We start from the raw sequence: 23,354 nt of genomic DNA, 5'->3' as shown, positions 1-23,354 counted from the left end.
AGATGGATCAAAATATCCTGATGGACCTGGTATCCAAAAAAATGCCCTTTGGGAAATACAAGAACAGACTGATTTGTGATATACCGGAGCATTACCTGATCTGGTTCAAAAGAAAAGGATTTCCGGAGGGAAAATTAGGGGTTTGGTTGGAAACCATGTATGAAATCCGACTCAATGGCCTGGAGCACTTACTTGATAGACTCAGGAATAGAAAGTAAGCCCTATCTTACTATGCCATACTGTTGCAAAAATTGATAAATTGGGATACCTTTGTGCCCTAAAGCGGTTTCAATCATACCATAAATTTGTGAAAGTATCCTTTCTATCCTGCATTATCCTCTTCCTATTACCCATTGTTTCAGTAATCGCACAAGAAAAGAAAACCTATGCATTGAAGGGAAAGGTAGTGGATGAATCAGGGGAGCCCCTTCCAGCCAGTATTCTGGTTCATGAATTGGGCAAGGGAACCGCCGCTGCTTTGGATGGAACATTTATTATAAAAGGCTTGAATCCGGGCAATTATCACCTCCACATCACCCATATAGGATACAAGTCCCTAACCAAAACCATCAACCTGGAAAGCGAGGATTTGGAGCTCCAATTCAGGATGGTAGAATCTGCCATTACCCTGCAATCGCTTACCATTGAAGCCAACCCATTTAAAAATGGCCCGGTAGAGCAATCCCAGACCATTGAAGTCGTGGACAGGGATTTTATTGAAAAGAATAATTCCGGTACTTTTTCAAATGCACTGGAAAAATTACCCGGCATCAGTACCATCAATACCGGGGTAGGTATAAGTAAACCAGTGATCCGTGGCATGAGTTTCAACCGTATCATGGTTAATGATCGCGGAATCAAACAGGAAGGGCAGCAATGGGGAGCAGATCATGGTCTTGAAATTGACCCCTTCGATGTAGACAGGGTAGAAATCGTCAAAGGGCCTGCCTCCCTGATATATGGGTCGGATGGCATGTCTGGTGTAATCAACATTTCCCCGGCCCCCCTTCCCGAAGAAGGAGCAATCAGGGGGCATTTGATCAACAGCTATCGGACCAATAACCAAATGCGCAGCCACTCTGCCATGGTTGAAGGCAATGAAAAAGATTTTGTTTTTAAAGGGCGTGTTACCTTACAGGATTTTCAGGATTACCGCGTTCCTGCTGACCGGTTTGTTTATGCTGGTTTTGAATTACCAGTATATGAAAACAGGTTAAAAAATACCGCAGGCAGAGAACGGCATTTCTCCTTTATGGCAGGTTTGAGAAAGGATTGGGGAAAATCAACCCTCACCGTTAGCCAGTTCAACCAAAAAGCAGGTATTTTTACAGGTGCGGTGGGGATTCCCAACAGTTACAACCTGAGACATAATGGGGAATTTGGTAACATAGAATTTCCCCATCAGGATAATATGCACCTAAAGGTCATCTCGAATACCAATATACAATGGAATAAAAACTGGCTGGAAATTGACCTGGGCTATCAACGAAACAATAGGCTCGAACAATCACTGCCCCATATTCATGGCGTAGGCCCTACTCCCGAAGGAAATCTGGCATTGGCCCTTTTTCTGGATACTTACACTGCTAATGCAAGATTTAACTACCACATCAGTCCAGACCACCAATCCATCATAGGTTTTCAGTCTTCACTGATGAACAATCAATTTGGAGGTTTCGAATTTCTGCTTCCTGAATTTCAATCCCTGAGTACCGGTTTGTTTTATTTCCACGAATACCGCTGGAAAGATAACTTTATCGTCAATGCCGGTTTACGGCTAGACGGAACCCTCCATGATATTAAAGCCCACTTACAGCCCATTTACGACAATTCCCTTAACCCCACAGGGGAAACCACCCAGCGTAACCCGGACATCAACAGGGATTTTTTTAACCTCAGTGGTTCTACCGGCTTATCCTGGATTATTAATGAAAAAAATAATGTCAAGCTTAATCTGGGAAGCAGTTATCGGATTCCAACTCCTATAGAATTAGCTACCAATGGGATACACCATGGTAACTTCAGGCATGAGGTCGGGGATGCCAATCTGCAAAGTGAACGGAGTTATCAAGCTGATATGAATTATACTTTTTCCAAAGACAATTTGCTAGTGGGTATCAGCCCTTTTGTCTCCTACTATGAGGGTTACATTTACCTTGCCCCTACCGGAAGATTTTCCAGCTTACCAGGTGCTGGTACACTTTGGGAATACCGGCAGAATAATGCATTTTTTACAGGCGGGGAATTGAAATTTCAATGGGTACCTGTAAAGTCCTTGAAAACGACTCTGGCTGTTGAGTACATCCATAACTACAACCTGGATACCGGGCTCCCCTTACCCCTGACACCTCCTGCAAGTCTGCTATCCGGTCTGGAATGGACTTTACCTCCCAACTTTATTCACAGTCTTACCAATGGGTATCTATACCTGGAATACCGACAGGTAGCCTCCCAGGAAAGGGTGGACAGGAATGAGCGGATTACTGCTGGATATGGTTTACTGGATGCAGGTCTGGGATGGGAAATCCCTATTGGCAGGCAGAACTGGAAATTTCAAATAAGTGGTCAAAACCTACTCAATGCCTATTATTTTAATCATCTCAGCAGGTACCGTCTACTCAATCTCCCGGAGCAGGGAAGAAATGTCAACTTCAACCTGAAAATTCCATTTCAAATTAAATAAGCTATTTTTTTAATTTCAATTTTAGGAACTTTGGTGTAAATCTTTTATAATTGCAACATAAATGCATATGCAATTTTATTGTATCATTGAGCTTGTAAACATATTTAAAATTCATTTACCTGATTATCATGAATTTACACAAAAGAACTAATTTAATCTTTAGCCTGGCTTTCATTTTTCTCTTATCCTGTGAGCCCGCAGAAGATCTTCCTAATGATTTATCAGCACCTGTAATAGAGCATGCTGAAGGAAGGGATCACATCGAACCTGAAAACGGAGCGGTATATGGAGAAAATTCAGACCACATGCATGTAAGGTTTTCTGCAGAGGATCCCTCAGGTATTGGACAGGTGAGGGTAAATGTGCACGCCAACTTCGACGGACACAGCCATGCCAGGATAAATAACACATTTTCCCGGTTGGATATTAACAATGTTTTCAGTCCAACAGCTGAAAATCCGGATTTCAGGTTTCCCGAAGGGAGTACCCGAATCAATATTGATGCATCCGGTACCGATATCTACTGGGCGGGCTCCAATTCGACCCTCAATGGTCCTGTAATTGCCGGGTCTTATGATGTAGGCATAGAAGCCACAGACATTTTCGGTAACCAAACGGGCTATGCTGACGGCAGCAGCTATATTGCTACCATTCAGATTCGTACCCCCTACGCTCCCGCCATTACCATCTCCAACCTTCATGATGGGGAGCTGGAAGCTGAAGCAGGGATGCTGTTGGATGTACAGGGAACTGTTTCCAGAACAGATCATGAATTAAGTTCACCCATCACCTTTCTTTGGATCAGGGTTGCAGAAGAGGGAGAAGACCATGGTCATGAAGATGATGGACACAACCACCGAATAGCAGATGAAGATATTTATGATCAAATGTGGGGAAGTTCAGCCTGGATAGATGAAGGGACCGGCCCCGACCTGCCGCACAGTGAAATGCTTGACTTGAGCAAAATTTTGACTGGAGATAATGCCATCCACATTCCTTCCGGAGAAGATCACCTGGATTTGATCATTCGGGCCGAAGACAGCAATGGGAATACTACCAAACAGGTTTATACCATTCACATAGAATAGCTGACTGAAGGTTTTGATTTATATCACAAAAAAAATAAAAAAGCGCATCCTGATTGATGCGCTTTTTTATTATATTTATTGGTCTAGTTAATATTTTTTGACAAATAATCATGATTATTCGACGAAAATTTTAGTATGTGGCATTTCCAGAAATCTATTCAGGTGGTTGTTTTCAGTAAGGATGTTATCTACCCATGAAAAATTACTGAATCCTGCCAGTAGGTTGCCCTTAACTTCCATATCAAAGATAATTGAATTCCTATTCTGACTTAACGCAAAAAAAAGAACAATGATTACCAAGTATTTAAAGGAAATTTTCATAATTCATTTTGTTTAATAATCATAGAACCATTATTAAACAAAATTGTTTGACTACCTACAAAAAATATTGTGAAAAATAAGCATCTTCTGAATCATTTTCCTACAATTGAATCATCTAACTACAACTCCAATCCTATTCTTATAATCAATCCTTTACAAATAATTTCTTCATCACCATACTGAATGAACATTCATTAAAATGAATCAGACGGAAAATAAGGGGTACAAAGCATGATGTTTTGTGCATTAAAGGCTTCTCTGGAGTTGTCATTCATTCCTATGTTACCACTTACCAGAATGATGTTATAATCAGGTCCCTGATCAGCGAGATGGATTTTAATATGTCCATCAAATTTGCTAAAAGACTCCACATCGAGTTCCTTCCCATCGGATAGCTTTCCGATAACTGTCCGGCTTTCCAATGTCCTGCTGTCTATGGGATTCAAAAGGTGCGCAATGGGCGCATCCGCCTGATCAAAGCTTCCAAAATGTAGGTGCCCCGTGTAGAAATAAGGATCATTTGATTTTTCACCAAAGAGCTGAATCAGGAGTTCGGTATCTCCATTTTCAAGGACCTGAAAAGTAGCTTTTCCCTCAAAATCAAATTCACTGGATTGGTAAAGTTGGTAAGAGAGCATGGTATCTTTTACCATATTTTCCTCTGACTGACAAGAAGAAAATGCCAGAGCCAATAAACCAAGAAGAAAGTTGTACTTCATAATTTTATAGATTGTTTACAGATTTCTAAACGAACAGGTAGAATTTTTGGTTTATTGAACAGCTGTTTTTCTTTCAGGAGCTGACGAATATCATCCAATTTAATGAAAAAATTTTCACTTTTGTTCAGTCAACTTGACCAGACCAATAAGATCGGGGACAAGCTCAAACTTCTGGTTGGCTATTTCTCGACGGCCTCTGATTTGGATAGACTGTGGACCCTGGCACTTTTTACACACAAAAGACCCAAAAGGTCAGTCAATACACGGCAATTGCGGGAATGGTGTTGTGAGTTTGCAGAAATTTCACCCTGGATTTTTGAGGAATCGTATCAGACAGTGGGGGATCTGGCAGAAACCATTGCGCTGTTACTACCCCTAGCCACATCAAGTTCTGACCAACCATTGCATTTTTGGATAGATTTCCTGGAATCTGTAAAGGACCTGGATGAATCTGCCAAAAAAACAGCCATATTCAATGCATGGACAACACTTACCAAAGAAGAAAGGTTGGTATTCAATAAATTGATTACAGGTGGTTTTAGAATCGGGGTAAGCCAAAACCTGATTACCCGTGCTCTGGCAGAAACTTTTGGCCTGGAAAAGACAGAAGTGGCCCACCGCATCATGGGGCAATGGAATCCCAGGAAGGCAGATTTCACCGGCATGTTGCTGAAACCTGATCTGGCAGACGACTTATCCCGCCCCTATCCTTTCTTCCTGGCCCACCCTTTGGAACAAACCTCTGAGCTGACAGGAGAGCGGTCAGACTGGCAGGCAGAATGGAAATGGGATGGCATCCGCGGTCAAATCATTAAACGTAACGGTGAAATCTACATATGGTCCAGGGGAGAGGACCTGCTTACCGACAAATTCCCTGAATTAAAGCTCATGACTGAAAGCTTACCTGATGGAACCGTTTTAGATGGAGAAATCCTCCCCTTCGAAAATGGCAAACCCCTGCCCTTTGCCCTCTTGCAAACCAGGCTCGGCAGAAAAAAGGTAAATCCAGGTCTGATAAAAAAGGCTCCCATAAGCTTCATGTCCTATGACTTGCTGGAATGGGAGGGGCAGGACGTCAGACATTGGCCCCTGGAAAGGAGAAGGAAACAACTGGAGGAACTGCTGGCTGCAAATCCGGCTGAGAAATTAGAAATATCAAGGATAATTCATGCTGATACCTGGGAACAGCTCGCAGAAATCCGTACCCAATCCCGGGAAGTCAAAGCAGAAGGCATGATGTTAAAAAACCGGTACTCTTCTTATGAAACCGGAAGAAAAAGGGGAAATTGGTGGAAATGGAAAATTGATCCACTTACCATAGACGGGGTGATGATTTACGCCCAGAAAGGCCACGGAAGAAGGGCCGATCTTTACTCAGATTATACCTTTGCCGTTTGGAAGGATGCTGAACTCATTCCTTTCGCCAAGGCCTATTCAGGGCTCACGGATAAGGAAATGAGAATGGTGGATGCTTTTGTGAAAAAGAACACCAAAGAACGATTTGGGCCGGTTAGAACCGTAAAGCCTGATTTGGTATTTGAAATTGCCTTTGAAGGGATTCAGGAAAGCCCCAGGCACAAGTCTGGTATTTCTCTGAGATTTCCCAGAATCCAACGCTGGAGAAAAGATAAGCCCATTGAAGAAGCCAATACATTGGAAGATTTACACCAACTTTTGGAGAAATATGGAAAGTAAATGGGCAGGGGACTGGTTTGCCAGCAAGGGCTGGGAACCTTTTGATTTCCAGAAGGAATGCTGGCACCATTACCTGAAAGGAAAAAGCGGTCTGCTCAATGCCCCTACCGGATCCGGTAAAACCCTGGCCCTTTTTATGCCGGTCTTGATGGAGTATGTTCATCAAAACCCTCAGACCTGGAACAAATCCCAAAAAAACGGGCTTCAAGTGATTTGGATTACTCCCCTGAGGGCGCTGGCTCAGGACATACAGCAGGCAATGACACAAGTTTGTGAAGAGACCGGGCTTCCCTGGAGGATAGGGGTAAGAAATGGTGATACCAGCCCAGCCGAGAGGCAAAAACAGAAACGGTCCATGCCTGAATGTCTGGTCACTACGCCGGAAAGCCTTCATTTACTCCTTGCCCAGAAAGGCCATCCGCAAATCTTCCATAACCTGAAGGCCTTGATAGTGGACGAATGGCACGAATTGCTTGCCAACAAGCGAGGTGTACAGGTCCAATTAGCACTTCAATATATTCATACCCTTACCCAAAAACCATTAAAGGTATGGGGAATTTCAGCCACGATTGGCAACTTGTCGCAAGCCCATACCGTGCTTCTGGGGAAATCTACCCCCCTACGAATCGTTCGATCCTCCTTAAAGAAGGAAATACAAGTGACCTCCGTACTTCCAGATGAGGTGGAAAATTACCCCTGGGCTGGCCATTTGGGAGTGAAATTGCTGCACAAGGTTCTTCCCATCATTGCTGGCAGCCAAAGTGTACTACTTTTTACCAATACCCGATCTCAAACTGAAATCTGGTACCAAAAAATCCTGGAGGCCCGACCGGAATGGGCAGGGATCATGGCCATGCACCATGGTTCACTGGATCCCGACCTCAGGGCCTGGGTAGAAAATGCCTTACATGAAAAAAAGCTCAAGCTGGTGGTCTGCACCAGTAGCCTGGATCTGGGGGTAGACTTTCGTCCTGTGGATACTGTGATACAAGTAGGCGGCCCCAAGGGCGTTACCCGCTTTGTGCAAAGGGCCGGCAGGGCAGGTCACCAGCCTGGGGCCAGGAGTACCATATATTTCGTACCCACGCATTCGTTGGAATTGATTGAAGCCAGTGCCCTGAGACATGCCATCGACTCCGGACAATTTGAGGAGCAGGTACCCCTGGAAGATTGTTACGATGTATTGATCCAGTTTTTGGTCACCCTGGCAGTGGGTGAAGGTTTCTATCCCGAAAAAATCTTCCCAGTAATAAAAAAAGCCCATACCTATCATTCATTGAATGAAGAAAATTTTGCCTGGCTGCTGGAATTTATCACCATTGGGGGCAAAGCGTTGGGGAGCTATGAGGAATATTCAAAAGTACAGATCCTACCTGACGGGCTGCACCAGGTAACCAGTCGAAAAACAGCCATGAGGCACCGCCTGTCTATGGGTACCATCGTCAGCGACCCCATGATTCAGGTCAAATACATGACAGGAGGGTACATAGGTTCGGTGGAGGAAAGTTTCATCAGCAAGCTCAAGCCTGGGGATGTTTTCTGGTTTGCCGGCAGGAGCCTGGAATTTGTTCAGGTCAGGGAAATGAAAGCCCTGGTAAGAAAATCGAAAAAGAAAACCGGTACCATTCCCCGTTGGATGGGGGGACGAATGCCCCTTTCTTCCAGATTGGCGGAACTCATTCGAACAGAATTGCAAAAAGCGGCAAACGATCAGTTCAACTCAATTGAACTCCATACCATCCGGCCCATGCTACAGCTGCAACAAACGCTGTCCAGAATCCCGGACCAAACTTCTCTTTTGATTGAAGCCTGTCAAAGCCGAGAAGGGTACCACGTCTTTATGTATCCATTTGAGGGTAGATTTGTCCATGAGGTATTGGCAGCACTGGTGGCCTATCGCATCAGCGTCAGCCATCCGATCAGTATCAGTATAGCCATGAATGATTACGGTTTTGAATTGCTATCCGACAGCCCTATACCAATTGAAGATTGTCTGGAAACGGACCTATTTTCTCCGGAAAATTTGATGGGAGACGTATTTTCCAGCATTAATGATAGCGAAATGGCCCGCAGGCGTTTCAGAGAAATCGCAGCTGTGGCCGGTTTGGTTTTTCAGGGCTATCCAGGTAAGGGAATCCAAACCAAACATCTGCAAGCCAGTTCAGGCATATTATATGGTGTGTTTGAAACCTATGACCCTGACAATTTACTGTTGGCCCAGGCAAGAAGCGAAGTGCTGAACATACAAATGGAAAAAAGCAGGTTGGAGAAAGTTGTTCAGCGCATCAACCAACAAGAAATACATCTGGTTAAAACCGTGAGGATAAGTCCTTTTGCCTTTCCGATCATGGTGGACCGGCTCAGTAGAAACAGTCTTAGCTCTGAAAAAATAGAGGATCGCATACACCGTATTCAGGCTGAACTGTTAGCTTAAAACTTGTTTTAGAGGGATTTTAAGCGTAAATTAGATCTTTATTTGTCAACCGAGTTCAAATCTTTCTATTTATACCGAACCTTATGAAATCAACATTTCTTGCAGTGATCATGACCTGCCTGTACGTCGCATGTATGGGCCAGACCCCTCCTAACGGACCAGAAGTTACTGAGCCTGAATGGGACAATTACAACATTGAAACAGTGGTTGATGATTTAAAGGTGCCCTGGGGTTTGACTTTTCTACCAGATGGCAGCATGTTGATTACAGAAAGGTCCGGAGAACTGATCCATTTCAAAAATGGAGAAAAAACCATGATCGGTGGTGTTCCTGAAGTAAGGGCTAAAGGTCAGGGCGGTTTACTGGACATTACCCTTCACCCGGACTACTCCAGCAATGGATGGATTTACCTCTCCTATTCTTCGGAGGAGGGCCCTGGAGATGGTGCACATACTGCTATCAGTAGAGCAAAATTACAGGGGGATCAACTGACCGGACTGGAAGTATTATACAAAGCAACGCCTAACACAGAGGCCGGACAACATTATGGTTCCAGGATTGTATTTGACAGGGATGGTTACCTGTTCTTTTCCATAGGAGAAAGGGGTAATCACCAGGAAAACCCACAAGATATTACCCGCGACGGAGGTAAAGTATACCGTTTAACGGATGATGGAAGTATCCCTGAAGACAATCCATTCATCAATGATGCTGGTGCAAAAAAAGCCATTTATTCCTATGGACACAGAAATCCCCAGGGTATGATACTGCATCCGGATACCGGTGAAATCTGGGTAAACGAACATGGCCCAAGAGGCGGTGATGAAATCAATGTGGTGCAAGCAGGTGCCAATTACGGCTGGCCTGAAATATCCTACGGGATAAATTACAATGGAACCATCCTGACAGAAGATACAGCCAAACCCGGAATGATGCAACCACTGTATTACTGGGTACCTTCCATTGCTCCCAGTGGTTTTGCAGTAGTCACAGGAGAAAACTATCCCGCCTGGAAAGGAGATCTTCTGGTGGGTTCACTGAGCTTTGCCTACCTTGAGAAACTCACTTTGGAGGGCAATAAGGTGACCAAAAGGGAAAAAATTATCGATGGTATGGGAAGGGTCCGGAATGTGGTTCTGGGGCCGGACGGCTATATTTATGCCGGAATAGAAGGGGAAGGAATTGTAAAAATTGTTCCTGAAAACTAATTTCCAATCATCATTTCTGGAAATATCCACATACTCCCAATAAAGTATCGGGTTATCCAGAAATTTTTGAAGAAAAAATAATTGCCACAAATTGCAAAAAATGCCTAACGAAAAATATGATTTCATCATCATTGGCGGCGGCTCTGCCGGAAGCGTATTGGCCAATAGATTAAGTAAGGACCCTAAAAACAAAGTACTCGTCATCGAAGCAGGCCGGATGGACCATGGATGGGATTTCAGGATCCACATGCCAGCAGCATTGACCTATCCACTTAGTAATAATTTTTACAATTGGGGATATGAATCAGACCCTGAGCCTTATATGCACAACAGACGGATTTACCAGCCAAGAGGTAAGGTTTTGGGTGGATCCAGCTGTATAAACGGCATGATCTATATCCGGGGCAATGCCCTGGACTACGAAAAGTGGGCGCAGGAAGAAGGACTGGAAGACTGGAGCTATGCCCATTGCCTCCCCTACTTCAAACGGATGGAAAACCGGCTGATCGGTGCTGATAGTTACCGGGGTGAAGGAGGTCCACTTCACCTGACCACCCCAAAATGTGACAATCCTTTATTCGATGCCTTCTTCGAATCTGTGCAGCAGGCCGGCCATCCCCTGACAGAGGATGTGAATGGCTACCAGCAGGAAGGGTTTGGGAAATTTGATGCTACCATATACAAAGGCAGGCGGTGGAATGCGGCCAGAGCATATATTCATCCGGTAATGGACCGCAAAAACCTGACCATCAGCCTGAAATCCAATGTATCAAAAATCCTGTTTGATGGGAATACGGCCACCGGTGTTGTCTTTACCAAGGGAGGTAAAGAGCATACCGTCCATGGCGGACAAATCGTTTGTTGCGGTGGGGCCATCAATTCCCCCCAGGTATTGCAGCTGTCTGGAATTGGCAATGGGGAAGAATTGACTAAGCTGGGCATCCCTGTTATTGCTGATCTCAAGGGCGTTGGCGAAAACCTCCAGGACCACCTGGAAGTATATGTGCAATGGGCAGCCAAAAAGCCGGTCAGCCTTTACCCATCCCTAAAATTTTATAACCAACCCAAAATCGGGCTGGAATGGCTTTTCAATAAAACCGGCATAGGTGCCAGCAACCACTTTGAAGCAGGCGGCTTTATTAGAAGCAATGAGGAGGTTGCTTACCCCAACCTGCAATACCACTTTTTGCCCATAGCCATCCGATACGATGGTTCGGCGCCTAATGAGGGGCATGGCTTCCAGTTACATGTAGGTCCTATGAATACCGATGTCAGAGGGCATGTAAAAATAAAATCTACCAACCCCGCAGAGTACCCCAGCATACTATTCAATTACCTGTCTACGGATCAGGAACGAAAGGAATGGATAGAAGCTATCCGCTGTACGCGTAATCTGATCAATCAACCGGCCTTTGATGAACTTCGGGGCCAGGAAATCTCCCCTGGAAAAAGTGTTGAGACCGATGATGAAATCCTGGATTTTGTGGCCAGGGAAGGAGAGAGTGCCTATCATCCCAGTTGTACCTGTAAGATGGGTTACGATGACCTTTCTGTCGTAAACAACCAATTGAAAGTACATGGGGTTGATAACCTGACCGTGGTGGATGCCTCCGTCATGCCTTATATTACCAATGGCAATATCTATGCGCCGGTAATCATGATCGCAGAGAAAGCTGCCGATATATTATTGGGTAATACACCCGAAGAACCACAAGAGGTACCTTTTTTCAAACATTCACCAGAGGTGGAAAAAAATCAGTTGTCCCATTAATGGATTCAGGTAAACAGTTTATCAATGGCCAATGGCTTCCGGCAAAGTCCGGAGCCCAGAGGGCCATCCACAATCCTTTTGACAAGAAAGTGATCGCCCAGGTAGCAGAAGGAGACCGGGAAGATGCCCGGGCAGCCATTAATAGTGCCCAGGAAGCCTTTTACCAGGGAGATTGGCCTGAATTACCGGCCACCGAACGCGGTAAAATGATCTATGAGTTGGGAAACCTCATAGAAGCCCATAAAGAAAAGCTGGCAGAACTGGAAACTTTGAATACCGGAAAAACCTATACGGAAAGCCTTTGGGATATGGATGATATTGCCGGCATCTTCAGGTATTACGGTGGTCTGGCGGATAAACATGCAGGAGAAGTTATTGCCAGCCCCAACCCCAATACGCATAGCCGGCTGGAAAGGGAACCTGTGGGAGTGGTAGGGATGATCTGTCCCTGGAACTACCCTTTGCTCCAAGCCGCCTGGAAGATTGCTCCGGCACTTGCAGCAGGCTGTACACTGGTCATTAAACCCAGTGAACTTACCCCTTTATCCACACTCGAATGGACCAGACTGGCCACAAAGGTCGGGTTTCCTTCCGGAGTGATCAACACGGTCCTTGGCCCGGGTCACACGGTCGGTGCTGAACTGGCTGAAAATCATGCGGTAGATATGATTTCCTTTACCGGTGGTGTCCAAACGGGTAAAAAGATCATGCAGGCAGCGGCAGGAAATGTAAAAAAGGTTGCTTTGGAGCTGGGTGGCAAAAATCCCCATATCCTTTTCGAAGACGGTGATTGGCAGACGGCCATAGATTTTATACTCAATGGTGTTTTCTTCCATGCCGGACAGATTTGCTCCGCTGGTACCCGGGTATTGGTGGAAGCTGGTATACATGACAGGGTTGTTGCCGAATTGGAACAAAGAATCCGTCACATCCGATTGGGAAATGGCATGGATGATAAAACCCAAATGGGCCCTTTGATTTCTGCTGATCAATTGCAAAAAGTAGACAACCACGTACAGACAGCCATTCAGGAGGGCGCCCAACTTTTATGCGGGGGAAACAGGCCGGAGGAAGTAGCCCTGAAAGATGGGTTTTTCTATGCTCCTACCCTATTGACAGGATGTGAAGCAAACATGCGCATTGTGCAGGAGGAGATATTTGGGCCAGTGGTCCATGTGGAGAAATTTGAGACGGAAGAAGAAGCTATAAAAAAGGCTAACAATACCATTTATGGTCTTTCCGGGGGATTTTGGTCCAAAGATCCGCAACGCATCGCCAGGGTTTCCAAAGCACTGCGCTTTGGTACGGTGTGGATCAATGATTTCAATGTATATTTTACCCAGGCTCCCTGGGGAGGATACAAACAATCCGGTCTGGGTCGAGAACTTGGTTCTACCGGCCTGGAAGAGTTTCAGGAAATCAAACATGTTTATCAAAACTTTAACCCCCAGCCCATGAATTGGTTTGGGAAGTAAAACTGAAAGATTATCGATACCAGGACCCTAGGCATTTTCGTAACTGTTTTCTTTTACCTGATCATCCTGCTCACTGGCTATTATGCCAGCAGAAAGGAATCCGGAGATCAAAGTTCGCAGGGTATGCTCCTTGCAGGCAGGCGGATGCCTTCCTGGATAGGAATTTTTACCATGACAGCTACCTGGGTAGGAGGTGGATATATCATCGGTACCAGTGAAGCTGTATACGACAGTACCAGGGGCCTGGTATGGGCTCAGGCTCCCTGGGGATATGCCCTAAGCCTGATCCTGGGAGGCTTGTTTTTTGCCAAAAAGATCAGAAGTTTTGGCTTTACCACCTTTATAGATGTTTTTGAATATAAATATGGTAAAAAGACGGCTGCAGTCCTTTTTATTCCGGCCCTGATTGGTGAAATATTCTGGAGTGCCGCGATACTGGCTGCACTGGGAATTACCTTTGCCACCATATTTGGTCTTGACCTGGAGACTTCCATTTTGGTTTCTGCCAGTATCGCCGTCGGCTACACCATGATGGGAGGACTATGGTCGGTAGCCTACACAGATGTGGTGCAGCTTGCGTTTATTATCATTGGTCTGGGCATCAGCATTCCATTTGCCTTGGATAAGATTGGCGGCTTTGAACAAGCCATGACCCTCTATGACCAAAATATTGCCAATGGTTTTACCTTACTTCCTTCCCTGAGTGCCTTCTCGGGTAATGATCCCGCCTGGGGAAACGGCATTTGGGTTTGGATGGATTTTGCATTGCTGCTGATCATGGGAGGTATTCCCTGGCAGGTTTATTTCCAAAGGGTATTGTCTTCCAATTCTGACCGTTCTGCCGTAAGGCTTTCCATTTATGGCGGTATTTGTTGCGCCCTGATGGCCATTCCGGCCATTTTTATTGGCGTGGCCGGGGTAGGTTTTGATTGGAGCAGCTCCTCCCTGGGTACCGCACCTGAAGCCACCATGGTCCTTCCTTACGTTTTACTGGAAATGACTCCCCCTTTAATTGCAGCCTTAGGCCTGGGAGCGGTTGCGGCGGCTGTTATGTCATCCGTGGATTCCTCCATTTTGTCTGCCTCCTCCATGTTTACCTGGAACCTATACAGGCCGCTTATCCATCCATCCTGCACGGACAAACAAGTTAAGCTTACCATTCGCCTGGCTATTTTGGTCATTGGCAGCATCTCCACCTGGCTGGCACTTACCCTCCAAAGCGTGTATGAGTTATGGTACCTCTGTGCCGATCTGGTCTATGTGGTGCTGTTCCCTCAATTGGTATTGGCCCTGTATTTTAAAAAGAGCAATCAATATGGAGCCGTCGCAGGAATTTTGATGGGATTGGTACTGAGGTTTGGTGGTGGGGAGCCAATTTTCGGTATTGCACCCTTTCTACCTTATCCCATGAATGATCCTGTAGAAGGCATACAATTTCCTTTTCGTACCTTTGCCATGCTGGCCAGCCTCCTTACCATTGTAGTGGTTTCCTACCTGACCCATACCAAAGACAAAGGTTCCATTACACAAACAAAACCCTAAAAAGATTAAACCGGGCATGTGGTATGCGACATGCGGATGGATGAATAAAAAGCATGCGAAGACGCTCCCGATTTATGATCGGGACAGGTATCTGAACATTAAAAGAAAATTTTTAAGAGATGAAATCGAGCATGACGTACCCGTCACACACCGGGATGATTATAAACCATGCGAGATTCCATGTGACCGCTAAAAGACAATTATAAACACATGAAATCGAGCATGACGTACCTGTCACATACCGGGATGATTATCCAACATGCGAGACTCCTTAGGGCCTAAAAAAAGCAAATTATAATCATATGAAAAGCCTTTTTCTAAATTGCCTGGTGCTGCTATGCTGCCAATTAACTTTTGCCCAAACCCAGCAAGTCATCCTTGATACGGACCTGGATTCCGATGTGGATGATGTAGGGGCCATGGCCATGCTGCATACTTTGGCAGACCATGGTCGGGTGGAAATTCTGGGAATCATTGTCAGCAGTGATGACCTTCACGCCCCTCAATGTGCCGATGCCATCAACCACTATTTCAAGCGGCCTCATATTCCCATAGGTGTAGAAAAAGGCATTGAATTGAATGAATTCTCCAAATACACCAAGGCCCTTAGCCAGACCTTTCCCCACCGGCTTGAGCGTTATGAAGATGCCGAAGATGCCGGCCGGCTTTATCGCAAACTCCTGGCACAGGAGGCAGACGGTTCCGTCACTATCGTGACCATCGGACATTTAACCAACCTGATGCACTTGATCCAATCTGATCCGGATGATATCAGTGAGCTTTCCGGTTTGGAACTGGTCCGAAAAAAAGTAAAGCTTTGGGCCTGTATGGGCGGGCAATTTCCTGAAGGAAAGGAAGCCAATTTTTACAGACCCGATCCGGAATCTACGCTCATCACCGTAGGCCAGTGGCCGGGAAAGGTGATTTTTTCAGGATGGGAAATCGGCAATGACATCATTACCGGCGGAGAATACCTGAAAAAATCCCTGAGTCCGGATAGTCCCGTTTACCAGGCTTATCAACTATATAATAATTTTTCAGGCAGACAGAGCTGGGACCAATCTATTCTGCTATACCTTATCTCCCCGAACAGCTACTGGGAACTAAGCCCTGAAGGTAAGGCTATTGTACATGAAGATGGTAGCAACGCATGGAAGGAGGGTGAAGGTGGGCAGCAACAGTACCTGATCGCCAATACTCCTCCAACTGAAGTAGCTAAAATACTGGATGCCTTGATGGTAGGGCAATACAGGCCAGGATATTAAAGATGTATTTTGGGATTTGAATGCCTCCTTCCTCCTATTTTCTAAAAAAAAAGGCCGGAGCCTCATTTTTCATGAGACCCCGGACAAACCCTACATTTAAAAAATAACCAACTAACCAAATTTTATCCAATCCAGTACGCTACCTGCTATTCCACTTCACGCCAGGGCGCCTGGTAATTTCCAAAAACTCAACCTCAAAAAGTTTCTTTTAATCTTATTGCTGTTTGATGAAATAAAGGTAATAGAAAAAAATGGCAATTATAATATTTTACCATATTTTTAACTATAAAAATTAACAAAACAGTTTTTTTATTTTGAATTACACAAATTATAATACGGATAATTTTAAATACTATATTTTGTATTTCCCAAGGTGTTTAAAGAGGTTTATCCGGATCATAGTGCTAAAAATCAATTGGTTACCGCTATTTTACAGGTAAAAGGGGGGAATGTTGCAAAATTGTTCTTGTTGCCGGCTAAATCAATTTATTACCGGGCGAAAAACCCATACCAATATTTGAGACATGCATTATCTAATGCCAGTATATACATGAAATCGAGCATGACGAAAGCGTCACACAATGGGATGATTATAAAGCATGCGAGATTCCATCTGACCGCTAAAAACAAATTATAAACAGATGAAATCGAGCATGACGTAGCCGTCACACACTGGAATGACTATCAGACATGCGAGATTCCATGTGACCATTAAAGAACAAATTATAGACACATGAAACTCATGGCCATTGACTGGCATATTGCTCATACAGCCAGCCAGATAGAATGGCCAATCCAAAGCTCAATAAGGTGCCGATCAAAATGTACTCTGTCAACTTTCTGTCCTTCGATTGCCTGAGGTCTCCAAATCTGAAAACAGATTTTGCTGCTACCAAAAAGCCTATGGCTTCCCATCTTCCTGCCATGATAAAAACAAATACAAACCAGCGCTCCAGAATTCCGATATACTGCCCTGCCTTGTCCAGCGAAGCCGAATGCTCATCTGGCAGCGGAGTCCATCTGGAGATGAAGGTTTTGATGGTCATCGATGCGGGTAAGGATAAAAACACAAAAATGGTGATGCTCAGCCAATGTTTATCTGTGATTGTTTCCATCCCAGCAAACAAAGAAGAATCATAAAACCAGAGGGCAATCACCAAGGAAAGTAAATGAGCGAATTGGTCAATAAAAAACCAGTAGCGCCTGCTTTGCTCATTTTGAGCAAATAATTTTACCAGGTCAATGAGCCCGTGTGCCAGGGCAATCCCCAGGGCAAATGGCCAAAAACCAATATCAGCTACCAGAAGCAGCAGCAATAGACCATGTACCAGCAAATGCAGGTAAAATTGATAGGAACCGAGCTTTTTTTGTTCCTTCGCTTCCACCCACTGTCGGGGTTGGAAGATAAAATCTCCCAGTAAATGAGCCAATATGAGTTTAATGAAAATGATCATACCATGTACTTTTCCAATCTTCCGGGAAAATAATCCAAAAAAGACCTGATGGCCTCATACCTGGCCCTGGATAACCTTGCACTAATGGCATGTTGGCTTACACCTTCCAGTTTACCAAGCTCCATCTGGGTTTTTTCAGGGTGTTTCATTGCCAGATAAACGGTCCTGGCTGAGCTAGGCGTCCATTCATCCATTACTGTCAGGGCTAATTTCAACATCAGATTCATTTCCTCATTGAATTCATCAATAGAAGATTTGATCAACAAATTCTGGTTCATTTTCGATAAATCCTCAAATGCCTCTCCGGAATGAATATAAGCTGTCCCATTATTTTCCAGCAAGCGCTTTGATTTGAAATTCTCCTCTCCCAAACCTATGCCCATTCTGATATCCAATGGAGGTATGGATTTGATGGTCGCTTTTATTCTAACTGCTACTTCCAGTACACCTACCGGGTTTTTTAATTTCAATTGAAAGCTGTCTCCCCGGTAGATGTCCCAGTCTTCCGCTGCTTTGCCCCAAAGTCCCAACTCCGCTTTCAAAAGCGTCATCCACTTATCCACAGGTACCAGCCTGGAATCTTTGATGTCTCCGGTTATGATTGCTATCATCCTATCAGTATCCTATTTTTAAAGGATAATTAAAATTATCACTTATTTAGATGATAATCAAATTTATCATTTAAAATGATGATAAATTACCTAAATATTGATTAAAAACCGGTCTACAACCCCTATCAGACCAATCAATAGCAGACCAATCAATCCGGTGAATACCAAATAATAGATGGTAGGCAAAACCGTTTTACTCAATACACTTCCCTCCTTACCCAGTAAGCCAACAGTAGCTGAAGCAGCCACCACATTGTGAATAGCGATCATGTTTCCTGCCGCTGCTCCTACGGCCTGCAATGCCAGGATCCAGGTGGGAGCCATACCCAGGTTATCCGCAACACCATATTGAAACAGGCTGAACATGAGGTTACTTACCGTATTACTTCCGGCTATAAACGCTCCCAAAGCTCCTATCATGGGGGCAAAAAAGGGATAAACCATCCCCACCTTTCCAGCCGTCCATTCCGCCATTAAAATCGGCATGGCGATCAGACCGGAATCATTCTCTCCGGAATTGATATAAACCCTCACCATGGCTACGGCAAAAAGCAATACCGCACCAGCCTTGATTATCATCCAACCGCTGTCACGCAAAGCAAACCTCACCGCATCACCTTTCATCTGATGCAGGAAATAGGTTATACAACAAACCAGCAAAAGTATCGTTCCTGGCAAATACAAGGGCGTGCTGCTCCCAGAGATATTGGTTCCTAAAATTCCCTCCAACTCAAAAGAAATACCGGTCAACCAGGCTTTAACGGGCAATTGGGGTAATCGGCTAATAACCAACAACAAAGCCAGCAGGACATAAGGACTCCAGGCTTTTGCTAACGAAACTTTAGGTACAGATTTCCCGGGACTGCCCTCAGAAATATTTAGGGTACCTTTCCATGCTGAGGGCCACTTATCGGCAGCTTCCAGATCCCAAACCTTGGCAGGGACTAAAAATCCTGTTTTGGCTGCAAAAACCACCAGGGAAAGACCCACCAAGGATCCGATGAGAGAGGGGAATTCAGGTCCCAAATATAAGCCCGTAACCAGATACGGAATGGTAAAGGCCAGGCCTGCAAATAAGGCGAAAGGGAAGATTTGAAGGCCTTCTTTCCAGGACCTGTTTTTACCAAAAAACCGACACAGCATCAATACCATTAAAAAGGGCATCAGGGTCCCTACAAGGGCGTGAATCAAAGCTGCATTGGCGGTAATCTTTAGCAAAACTTCCGAAAACTCCCAACCCAGTAAATCAAGCCTTGAAGTCAGTTCAGGGCTTTCCAAACCGCCTCTTATACCCACCAGTATAGGTGTACCTACGGCTCCAAAAGTCACCGCAGTACTTTGCACCATCATCCCTAAGACTACCGCTGCCAGTGCAGGAAAGCCCAAGGCTACCAACAAAGGAGCAACGATAGCCGCAGGGGTACCAAAGCCGGCTGCTCCTTCGATAAAAGAGCCGAAAAGCCACACGATGATGATCACCTGCACCCTTCTGTCAGCACTGATTCCCTGGAACCCCTGCCGAATGGTATCCACTCCACCTGAATACTTCAATAAATTAAGCAACAGAATCGCTGCAAAAACAATATACAGGATATCAAAAGTGATGAAAAAACCCTGAATGGTAGCGGCCAAAATGGTGAGCAGGGACATTTCCCAAAAGAGATAAGCCAGGAACGCCGTTAGCAGAAAGGTCACCGGCATGGTGATTCTTGCAGACAAACGAAAACCTACCAACATGGTGGCAGCTAAAATTATTGGAAGAAGGGCTAATAAAAACAACAGGTTCACAGACATGGAAAAGCCATTTTAAACAATATTCAAACTGTAAAATCCAGATTTTCTGTGACCCGCTCTCCCTTTTCTTTCAATCTTTTTACGTATAGCTGTATCCTTTCCTCTGCCATTTTCAAATCTGAATTGTTCAGGTTGATATTCAGCAAATCTATAAACCATGGAATTTTAATGTCCTCATTCACATAGACTTCAACGATTTTCCTTGCGATGGGAAGCGTTGTATCTTTTGATGAATTATAGACATCCTTATCTCTGGCATTCAGTAGTTTATCATACTCTTCCTCAAGTAATTTCCTGAAAATATTTCTGGAAAAAGCAGTCCCTTTAACCAAGCCTGTTTCCGGATCATCTTCCGTAATTTCAGCTTCTTTATGAAGCCATTCCCAAAGGATACTTAAACGAATCTCTCCAGTGGCCATATCCTCCATCAGGTAAAGTACATGCTCATCACCAAAGAAATCTGCAGGTTTTAGGGCGGCTGCCTGCATGCCTTGCCCAAAGGCATTTCCGTATTGCAATCCAACACTCAACAGATTTCTGGCGCCTCTAATGGTCCTTGGCGCCTTTTCAAGTAGAATCAAACCCTCTGCATCTGCAGGAGTATACGTCAAGGGGGAAAATTTCCTTCCCAGTTGATTGGCCTCGCCTTTCTCTTCCCATACCGGCCGTATGATATGAACCATTTTCCAATGTGCCACCCATTTACCACTTGCCCCTTCCCGTTGCTCTCTTTCGGCACCGGCAACGGCTTTTTTCATACTGTTACTTACTCCTTCTTCTGAACCCACGGGAATATTGGGCTCCATTCCCCCTTGCCAAAGGGCAAAATTACCATCCTGGTCAGGGGTATTGACAGCCCTTCTCACACGGTCCTCATAATTTCTCATGTATCCATAGGTCATTCCTATGGACTCGATATTTGGGTTGATAAAGACAGGGTCCCACGCCATGGCATCGGATACGCTATTGATATAGTCCCACCTGCCTGTATTGTACCCTACGAAATGCCTGCCCAGGGCAGCCCTTATTTCCATCAACTGATAAGTAGCCTCAAGCTGCTCTACCAAAACATATACCTTTACCGCTCCTTCTTCCAATCCGAGATGCGCTTCAAGATGGGATATCATCCTGTTCCATAAGGCAGCTTCTTCAGCGGTCTGAATCTTTGGCAGGTACAACACGATGGAGGAACCCTTTTCTCTGAGTGCCTGATAATTATTGGTCACGTACAAGGCCAGATCGGCAATAGAGGCTGCGAATGAAGTACCGTCTTTCAAGCGCAGGTGTCTGTCATCCAGGTGAAGGCCCCTTGCCCTAAAAATAATGGTGGTAAAATCTAACTGTGATTTATAATCATTGATTTTTTCTTCCCCAAAAAATTCTTTGGACCAAAGGTTCATTTGTGATGCAACCTGCTCAGCCACCTTTAAAAAAACCGGTGCTCGGTGAATGGCCAATTTAAGGTTTTGCTGATTATCTAAAGACATGGTGCTGGTTTGGCCCAATGCATCTTCCCCATCAAACATCCAGCCATCAGCACCTGATAACAGGGCGTAGGCTACATTACGAATACTGCTCTCCAGGGGAGCATTGGGTTTGGCTCCCGGCCCGGTACCTTGCACCCATTGCCGCTGCAGGTCTTCAGGAATGGAGGCTCCCTCAAATTTCCCGTTTCTGGCATCTTCCACGCCAATAGATGTTCCGGGAATATTGGTAGAAGGGTCCAAAAAGTCAATCCGCTTCATTTTTCGGCTTCTTTCCTCCCTTCTTTTCATGCGGATATCCATTAATTTTTTTATTTCTGCATTGAAAGGCGATAAAACATCCAGGGCAGCCAATGCCTCATCGGTATAGACATCCTGGTATTTTTGACTTAAATTATCGCGGATAATGATACTTTTTTCACTCATAGTTTACTCAAAAAGGTTAAGTTTAATTTTCCGGATTCAGACATTTAGCTAAGAAGACTGAATTCATGATCCAGGTTAAAGAATCAATTTAGTTATTTTTTTTATTTATATTATTCATTTGCTAGTCCATCCATTGCAGGCTATTTTCTACCCAAACCAAACTGGTCTCCTGCAGCGATGGCTTTGTTACCTTCCAGGTGTACTTCGATCATTTTTTCACTGGCCACAAAATTGTAAAACTCATCCTGAAGCGTATAGAGAATGGATCTGGTTTTTACATCAATTACCTCTCCACTGGAAGGATAAGCATATTTACCATCCAAACTAAAGGTGACCCATCCCGGCATATCCTGCAGGGGTATGGTGGTCAATTGCTGATAAGGAGGTTTTGCGCTAAATACATGCATGCGCATGTTGTGGCCATCGCTGACCCACAATTCCTCCTCATCTGGGGTCAATCCTATGCCATGACTCGGGTTGCCATGCCGGCGGACCGGACCCTTGTCCCAACCTTCGACGATGACCTGAGCTAATTTTTCTCCGGTTTTCAAATCTCCTACTTCAAATCCCAACAAATCATCCACATTTACAAAGACAAGGGTCTCATCGCTGTTGATTGTAAATGGCCGGATACCATTGGAAAAGGGACCAATTTTCTTAGCTACCGTATGGTTTTTCGTTTCAGCCACATGCAATAAAGGGGAGGCAATATCCGCCATGTATACATGTTTTCCTGAGGGCCCATAGATGGTGTTATGCGCCCGTTGCACCACATCAATTTTGGCAATCAAATCTCCGGTTTCACAATCTACCACATTCCAAAAATCTTTCTCCAAAGAAGGCATGTACATGGTCAGACCATCTGGTGAGATGGACATGCGGTCTGCTCCTCCCTCATATTGCCTTTCCCATACCAGCTCCTCTGTTTCCAGATCTATTCTTTGCAAGCCCTCAAGGGTGCTGATAAATATACTGTTCAAGGGGATACTGACATCTATCCCTTTCACATTGGAGGGCTTACCATCAGCCTTGAAACCTCTGGTGGGTATCCTTTTTACAAATTGGTGCTCATTGTCCATATCAAAGACCAGTAATCCGTGACCACCATATCCCAGGTAATTTCTTATACCGGGTACAGCGACATACAAATACCGATTGCTTTTGCTGGATATTTCAGCATCCATTTGAACATCCTTCCATGGGACAAAACCGAACAAGGAAAAAATAAACAACAAGGAGAGGGCTCTTAAAGGGCTGATTGCTTTCATTATTTTGGGTTTATTGATTACAGGGTTACAATATATTTATAGAAAAAGACCTTATGGGTGCAAATGACAGGTATAAAAAAATAAAATCCCTTTCAACTGCAGCTGAAAGGGATTTT

At 44.7% G+C, this 23,354-nt stretch carries 16 protein-coding genes; 10 read left to right on the top strand and 6 right to left on the bottom strand.

Annotated elements, in window-relative coordinates; all coding sequences use genetic code 11:
- Window positions 1-2: 2 nt before the first annotated feature.
- From GL182_RS08885 to GL182_RS08875, 3 genes are all read left to right on the top strand, one after another.
- Window positions 3-218 (top strand): DUF3820 family protein, encoded by a 216-nt coding sequence (locus tag GL182_RS08885; RefSeq protein ID WP_163379310.1) that lies wholly within the window; start codon window positions 3-5, stop codon window positions 216-218.
- Between the two features lie 89 nt (window positions 219-307).
- Window positions 308-2,683: a TonB-dependent receptor gene (locus GL182_RS08880; protein ID WP_240469748.1), complete on the top strand. Its 2,376-nt coding sequence runs from the start codon at window positions 308-310 to the stop codon at window positions 2,681-2,683.
- 128 nt (window positions 2,684-2,811) lie between these two features.
- The gene (locus GL182_RS08875) at window positions 2,812-3,771 is read left to right on the top strand and encodes a DUF4625 domain-containing protein (protein ID WP_163379309.1); all 960 of its coding nucleotides are present in this window, start codon (window positions 2,812-2,814) and stop codon (window positions 3,769-3,771) included.
- A gap of 515 nt (window positions 3,772-4,286) precedes the next feature.
- Here GL182_RS08875 and GL182_RS08870 read toward each other — a convergent pair.
- Window positions 4,287-4,811 (bottom strand): hypothetical protein, encoded by a 525-nt coding sequence (locus GL182_RS08870; RefSeq protein ID WP_163379308.1) that lies wholly within the window; start codon window positions 4,809-4,811, stop codon window positions 4,287-4,289.
- Between the two features lie 102 nt (window positions 4,812-4,913).
- On the opposite strand from GL182_RS08870, the gene GL182_RS08865 reads away from it, so the two are divergent.
- The 7 genes from GL182_RS08865 (at window position 4,914) to GL182_RS08835 (ending at window position 16,201) form a co-directional block, all read left to right on the top strand.
- The gene (locus GL182_RS08865) at window positions 4,914-6,506 is read left to right on the top strand and encodes an ATP-dependent DNA ligase (RefSeq protein ID WP_163379307.1); all 1,593 of its coding nucleotides are present in this window, start codon (window positions 4,914-4,916) and stop codon (window positions 6,504-6,506) included.
- Window positions 6,496-8,940 (top strand): ligase-associated DNA damage response DEXH box helicase, encoded by a 2,445-nt coding sequence (locus tag GL182_RS08860; protein WP_163379306.1) that lies wholly within the window; start codon window positions 6,496-6,498, stop codon window positions 8,938-8,940. The genes GL182_RS08865 and GL182_RS08860 overlap by 11 nt, the downstream gene beginning before the upstream one ends.
- 83 nt (window positions 8,941-9,023) lie before the next feature.
- Window positions 9,024-10,148 (top strand): PQQ-dependent sugar dehydrogenase, encoded by a 1,125-nt coding sequence (locus GL182_RS08855; RefSeq protein ID WP_240469747.1) that lies wholly within the window; start codon window positions 9,024-9,026, stop codon window positions 10,146-10,148.
- Window positions 10,149-10,248: 100 nt separating this feature from the next.
- Entirely contained in the window at window positions 10,249-11,919 is a 1,671-nt protein-coding gene (betA, locus tag GL182_RS08850) for a choline dehydrogenase (protein WP_163379305.1), read from the top strand.
- Window positions 11,919-13,394 carry an aldehyde dehydrogenase family protein gene (locus GL182_RS08845; protein WP_163379304.1) on the top strand — a complete coding sequence of 492 codons (1,476 nt, stop codon included), beginning with the start codon at window positions 11,919-11,921 and terminating at the stop codon, window positions 13,392-13,394. Before betA ends, GL182_RS08845 begins: the two co-directional genes overlap by 1 nt.
- 123 nt (window positions 13,395-13,517) lie before the next feature.
- Window positions 13,518-14,936, top strand: coding sequence for a sodium:solute symporter family protein (locus tag GL182_RS08840; protein WP_240469746.1), 1,419 nt, complete (start codon window positions 13,518-13,520; stop codon window positions 14,934-14,936).
- Window positions 14,937-15,238: 302 nt separating this feature from the next.
- Window positions 15,239-16,201, top strand: a complete 963-nt coding sequence (locus GL182_RS08835; RefSeq protein WP_163379303.1) for a nucleoside hydrolase — start codon at window positions 15,239-15,241, stop codon at window positions 16,199-16,201.
- A gap of 740 nt (window positions 16,202-16,941) precedes the next feature.
- Here GL182_RS08835 and GL182_RS08830 read toward each other — a convergent pair.
- The 5 genes from GL182_RS08830 to GL182_RS08810 form a co-directional block, all read right to left on the bottom strand.
- Window positions 16,942-17,655, bottom strand: a complete 714-nt coding sequence (locus GL182_RS08830) for a DUF3307 domain-containing protein (RefSeq protein ID WP_163379302.1) — start codon at window positions 17,653-17,655, stop codon at window positions 16,942-16,944.
- A complete protein-coding gene (locus GL182_RS08825) occupies window positions 17,652-18,266 on the bottom strand; it encodes a transcriptional regulator (RefSeq protein ID WP_163379301.1) in 615 nt (204 codons plus the stop codon). Before GL182_RS08825 ends, GL182_RS08830 begins: the two co-directional genes overlap by 4 nt.
- A gap of 90 nt (window positions 18,267-18,356) precedes the next feature.
- Window positions 18,357-20,060, bottom strand: a complete 1,704-nt coding sequence (locus GL182_RS08820) for an L-lactate permease (protein ID WP_163379300.1) — start codon at window positions 20,058-20,060, stop codon at window positions 18,357-18,359.
- 23 nt (window positions 20,061-20,083) lie between these two features.
- Entirely contained in the window at window positions 20,084-21,970 is a 1,887-nt protein-coding gene (locus GL182_RS08815; RefSeq protein ID WP_163379299.1) for a malate synthase, read from the bottom strand.
- 140 nt (window positions 21,971-22,110) lie between these two features.
- Window positions 22,111-23,238, bottom strand: coding sequence for a YncE family protein (locus GL182_RS08810; RefSeq protein WP_163379298.1), 1,128 nt, complete (start codon window positions 23,236-23,238; stop codon window positions 22,111-22,113).
- Between the last annotated feature and the right edge of the window lie 116 nt (window positions 23,239-23,354).

The sequence above is a fragment of the Cyclobacterium sp. SYSU L10401 genome, assembly GCF_010993705.1.
GTDB lineage: Bacteria > Bacteroidota > Bacteroidia > Cytophagales > Cyclobacteriaceae > Cyclobacterium.
The sequence above is the reverse complement of the archived record's forward strand: the minus strand, read 5'-3'. Positions and strand labels throughout refer to the sequence as shown.

Excerpts from the sequence above, each read along its gene's own strand:
- GL182_RS08885 (WP_163379310.1), top strand. The coding sequence starts at position 3 with ATGGATCAAAATATCCTGATGGACCTGGTATCCAAAAAAATGCCCTTT.
- GL182_RS08875 (WP_163379309.1), top strand. The coding sequence starts at position 2,812 with ATGAATTTACACAAAAGAACTAATTTAATCTTTAGCCTGGCTTTCATT.
- GL182_RS08870 (WP_163379308.1), bottom strand. The coding sequence starts at position 4,811 with ATGAAGTACAACTTTCTTCTTGGTTTATTGGCTCTGGCATTTTCTTCT.
- GL182_RS08865 (WP_163379307.1), top strand. The coding sequence starts at position 4,914 with ATGAAAAAATTTTCACTTTTGTTCAGTCAACTTGACCAGACCAATAAG.
- GL182_RS08860 (WP_163379306.1), top strand. The coding sequence starts at position 6,496 with ATGGAAAGTAAATGGGCAGGGGACTGGTTTGCCAGCAAGGGCTGGGAA.
- GL182_RS08855 (WP_240469747.1), top strand. The coding sequence starts at position 9,024 with ATGAAATCAACATTTCTTGCAGTGATCATGACCTGCCTGTACGTCGCA.
- betA (WP_163379305.1), top strand. The coding sequence starts at position 10,249 with ATGCCTAACGAAAAATATGATTTCATCATCATTGGCGGCGGCTCTGCC.
- GL182_RS08845 (WP_163379304.1), top strand. The coding sequence starts at position 11,919 with ATGGATTCAGGTAAACAGTTTATCAATGGCCAATGGCTTCCGGCAAAG.
- GL182_RS08840 (WP_240469746.1), top strand. The coding sequence starts at position 13,518 with ATGCTCCTTGCAGGCAGGCGGATGCCTTCCTGGATAGGAATTTTTACC.
- GL182_RS08835 (WP_163379303.1), top strand. The coding sequence starts at position 15,239 with ATGAAAAGCCTTTTTCTAAATTGCCTGGTGCTGCTATGCTGCCAATTA.
- GL182_RS08830 (WP_163379302.1), bottom strand. The coding sequence starts at position 17,655 with ATGATCATTTTCATTAAACTCATATTGGCTCATTTACTGGGAGATTTT.
- GL182_RS08825 (WP_163379301.1), bottom strand. The coding sequence starts at position 18,266 with ATGATAGCAATCATAACCGGAGACATCAAAGATTCCAGGCTGGTACCT.
- GL182_RS08820 (WP_163379300.1), bottom strand. The coding sequence starts at position 20,060 with ATGTCTGTGAACCTGTTGTTTTTATTAGCCCTTCTTCCAATAATTTTA.
- GL182_RS08815 (WP_163379299.1), bottom strand. The coding sequence starts at position 21,970 with ATGAGTGAAAAAAGTATCATTATCCGCGATAATTTAAGTCAAAAATAC.
- GL182_RS08810 (WP_163379298.1), bottom strand. The coding sequence starts at position 23,238 with ATGAAAGCAATCAGCCCTTTAAGAGCCCTCTCCTTGTTGTTTATTTTT.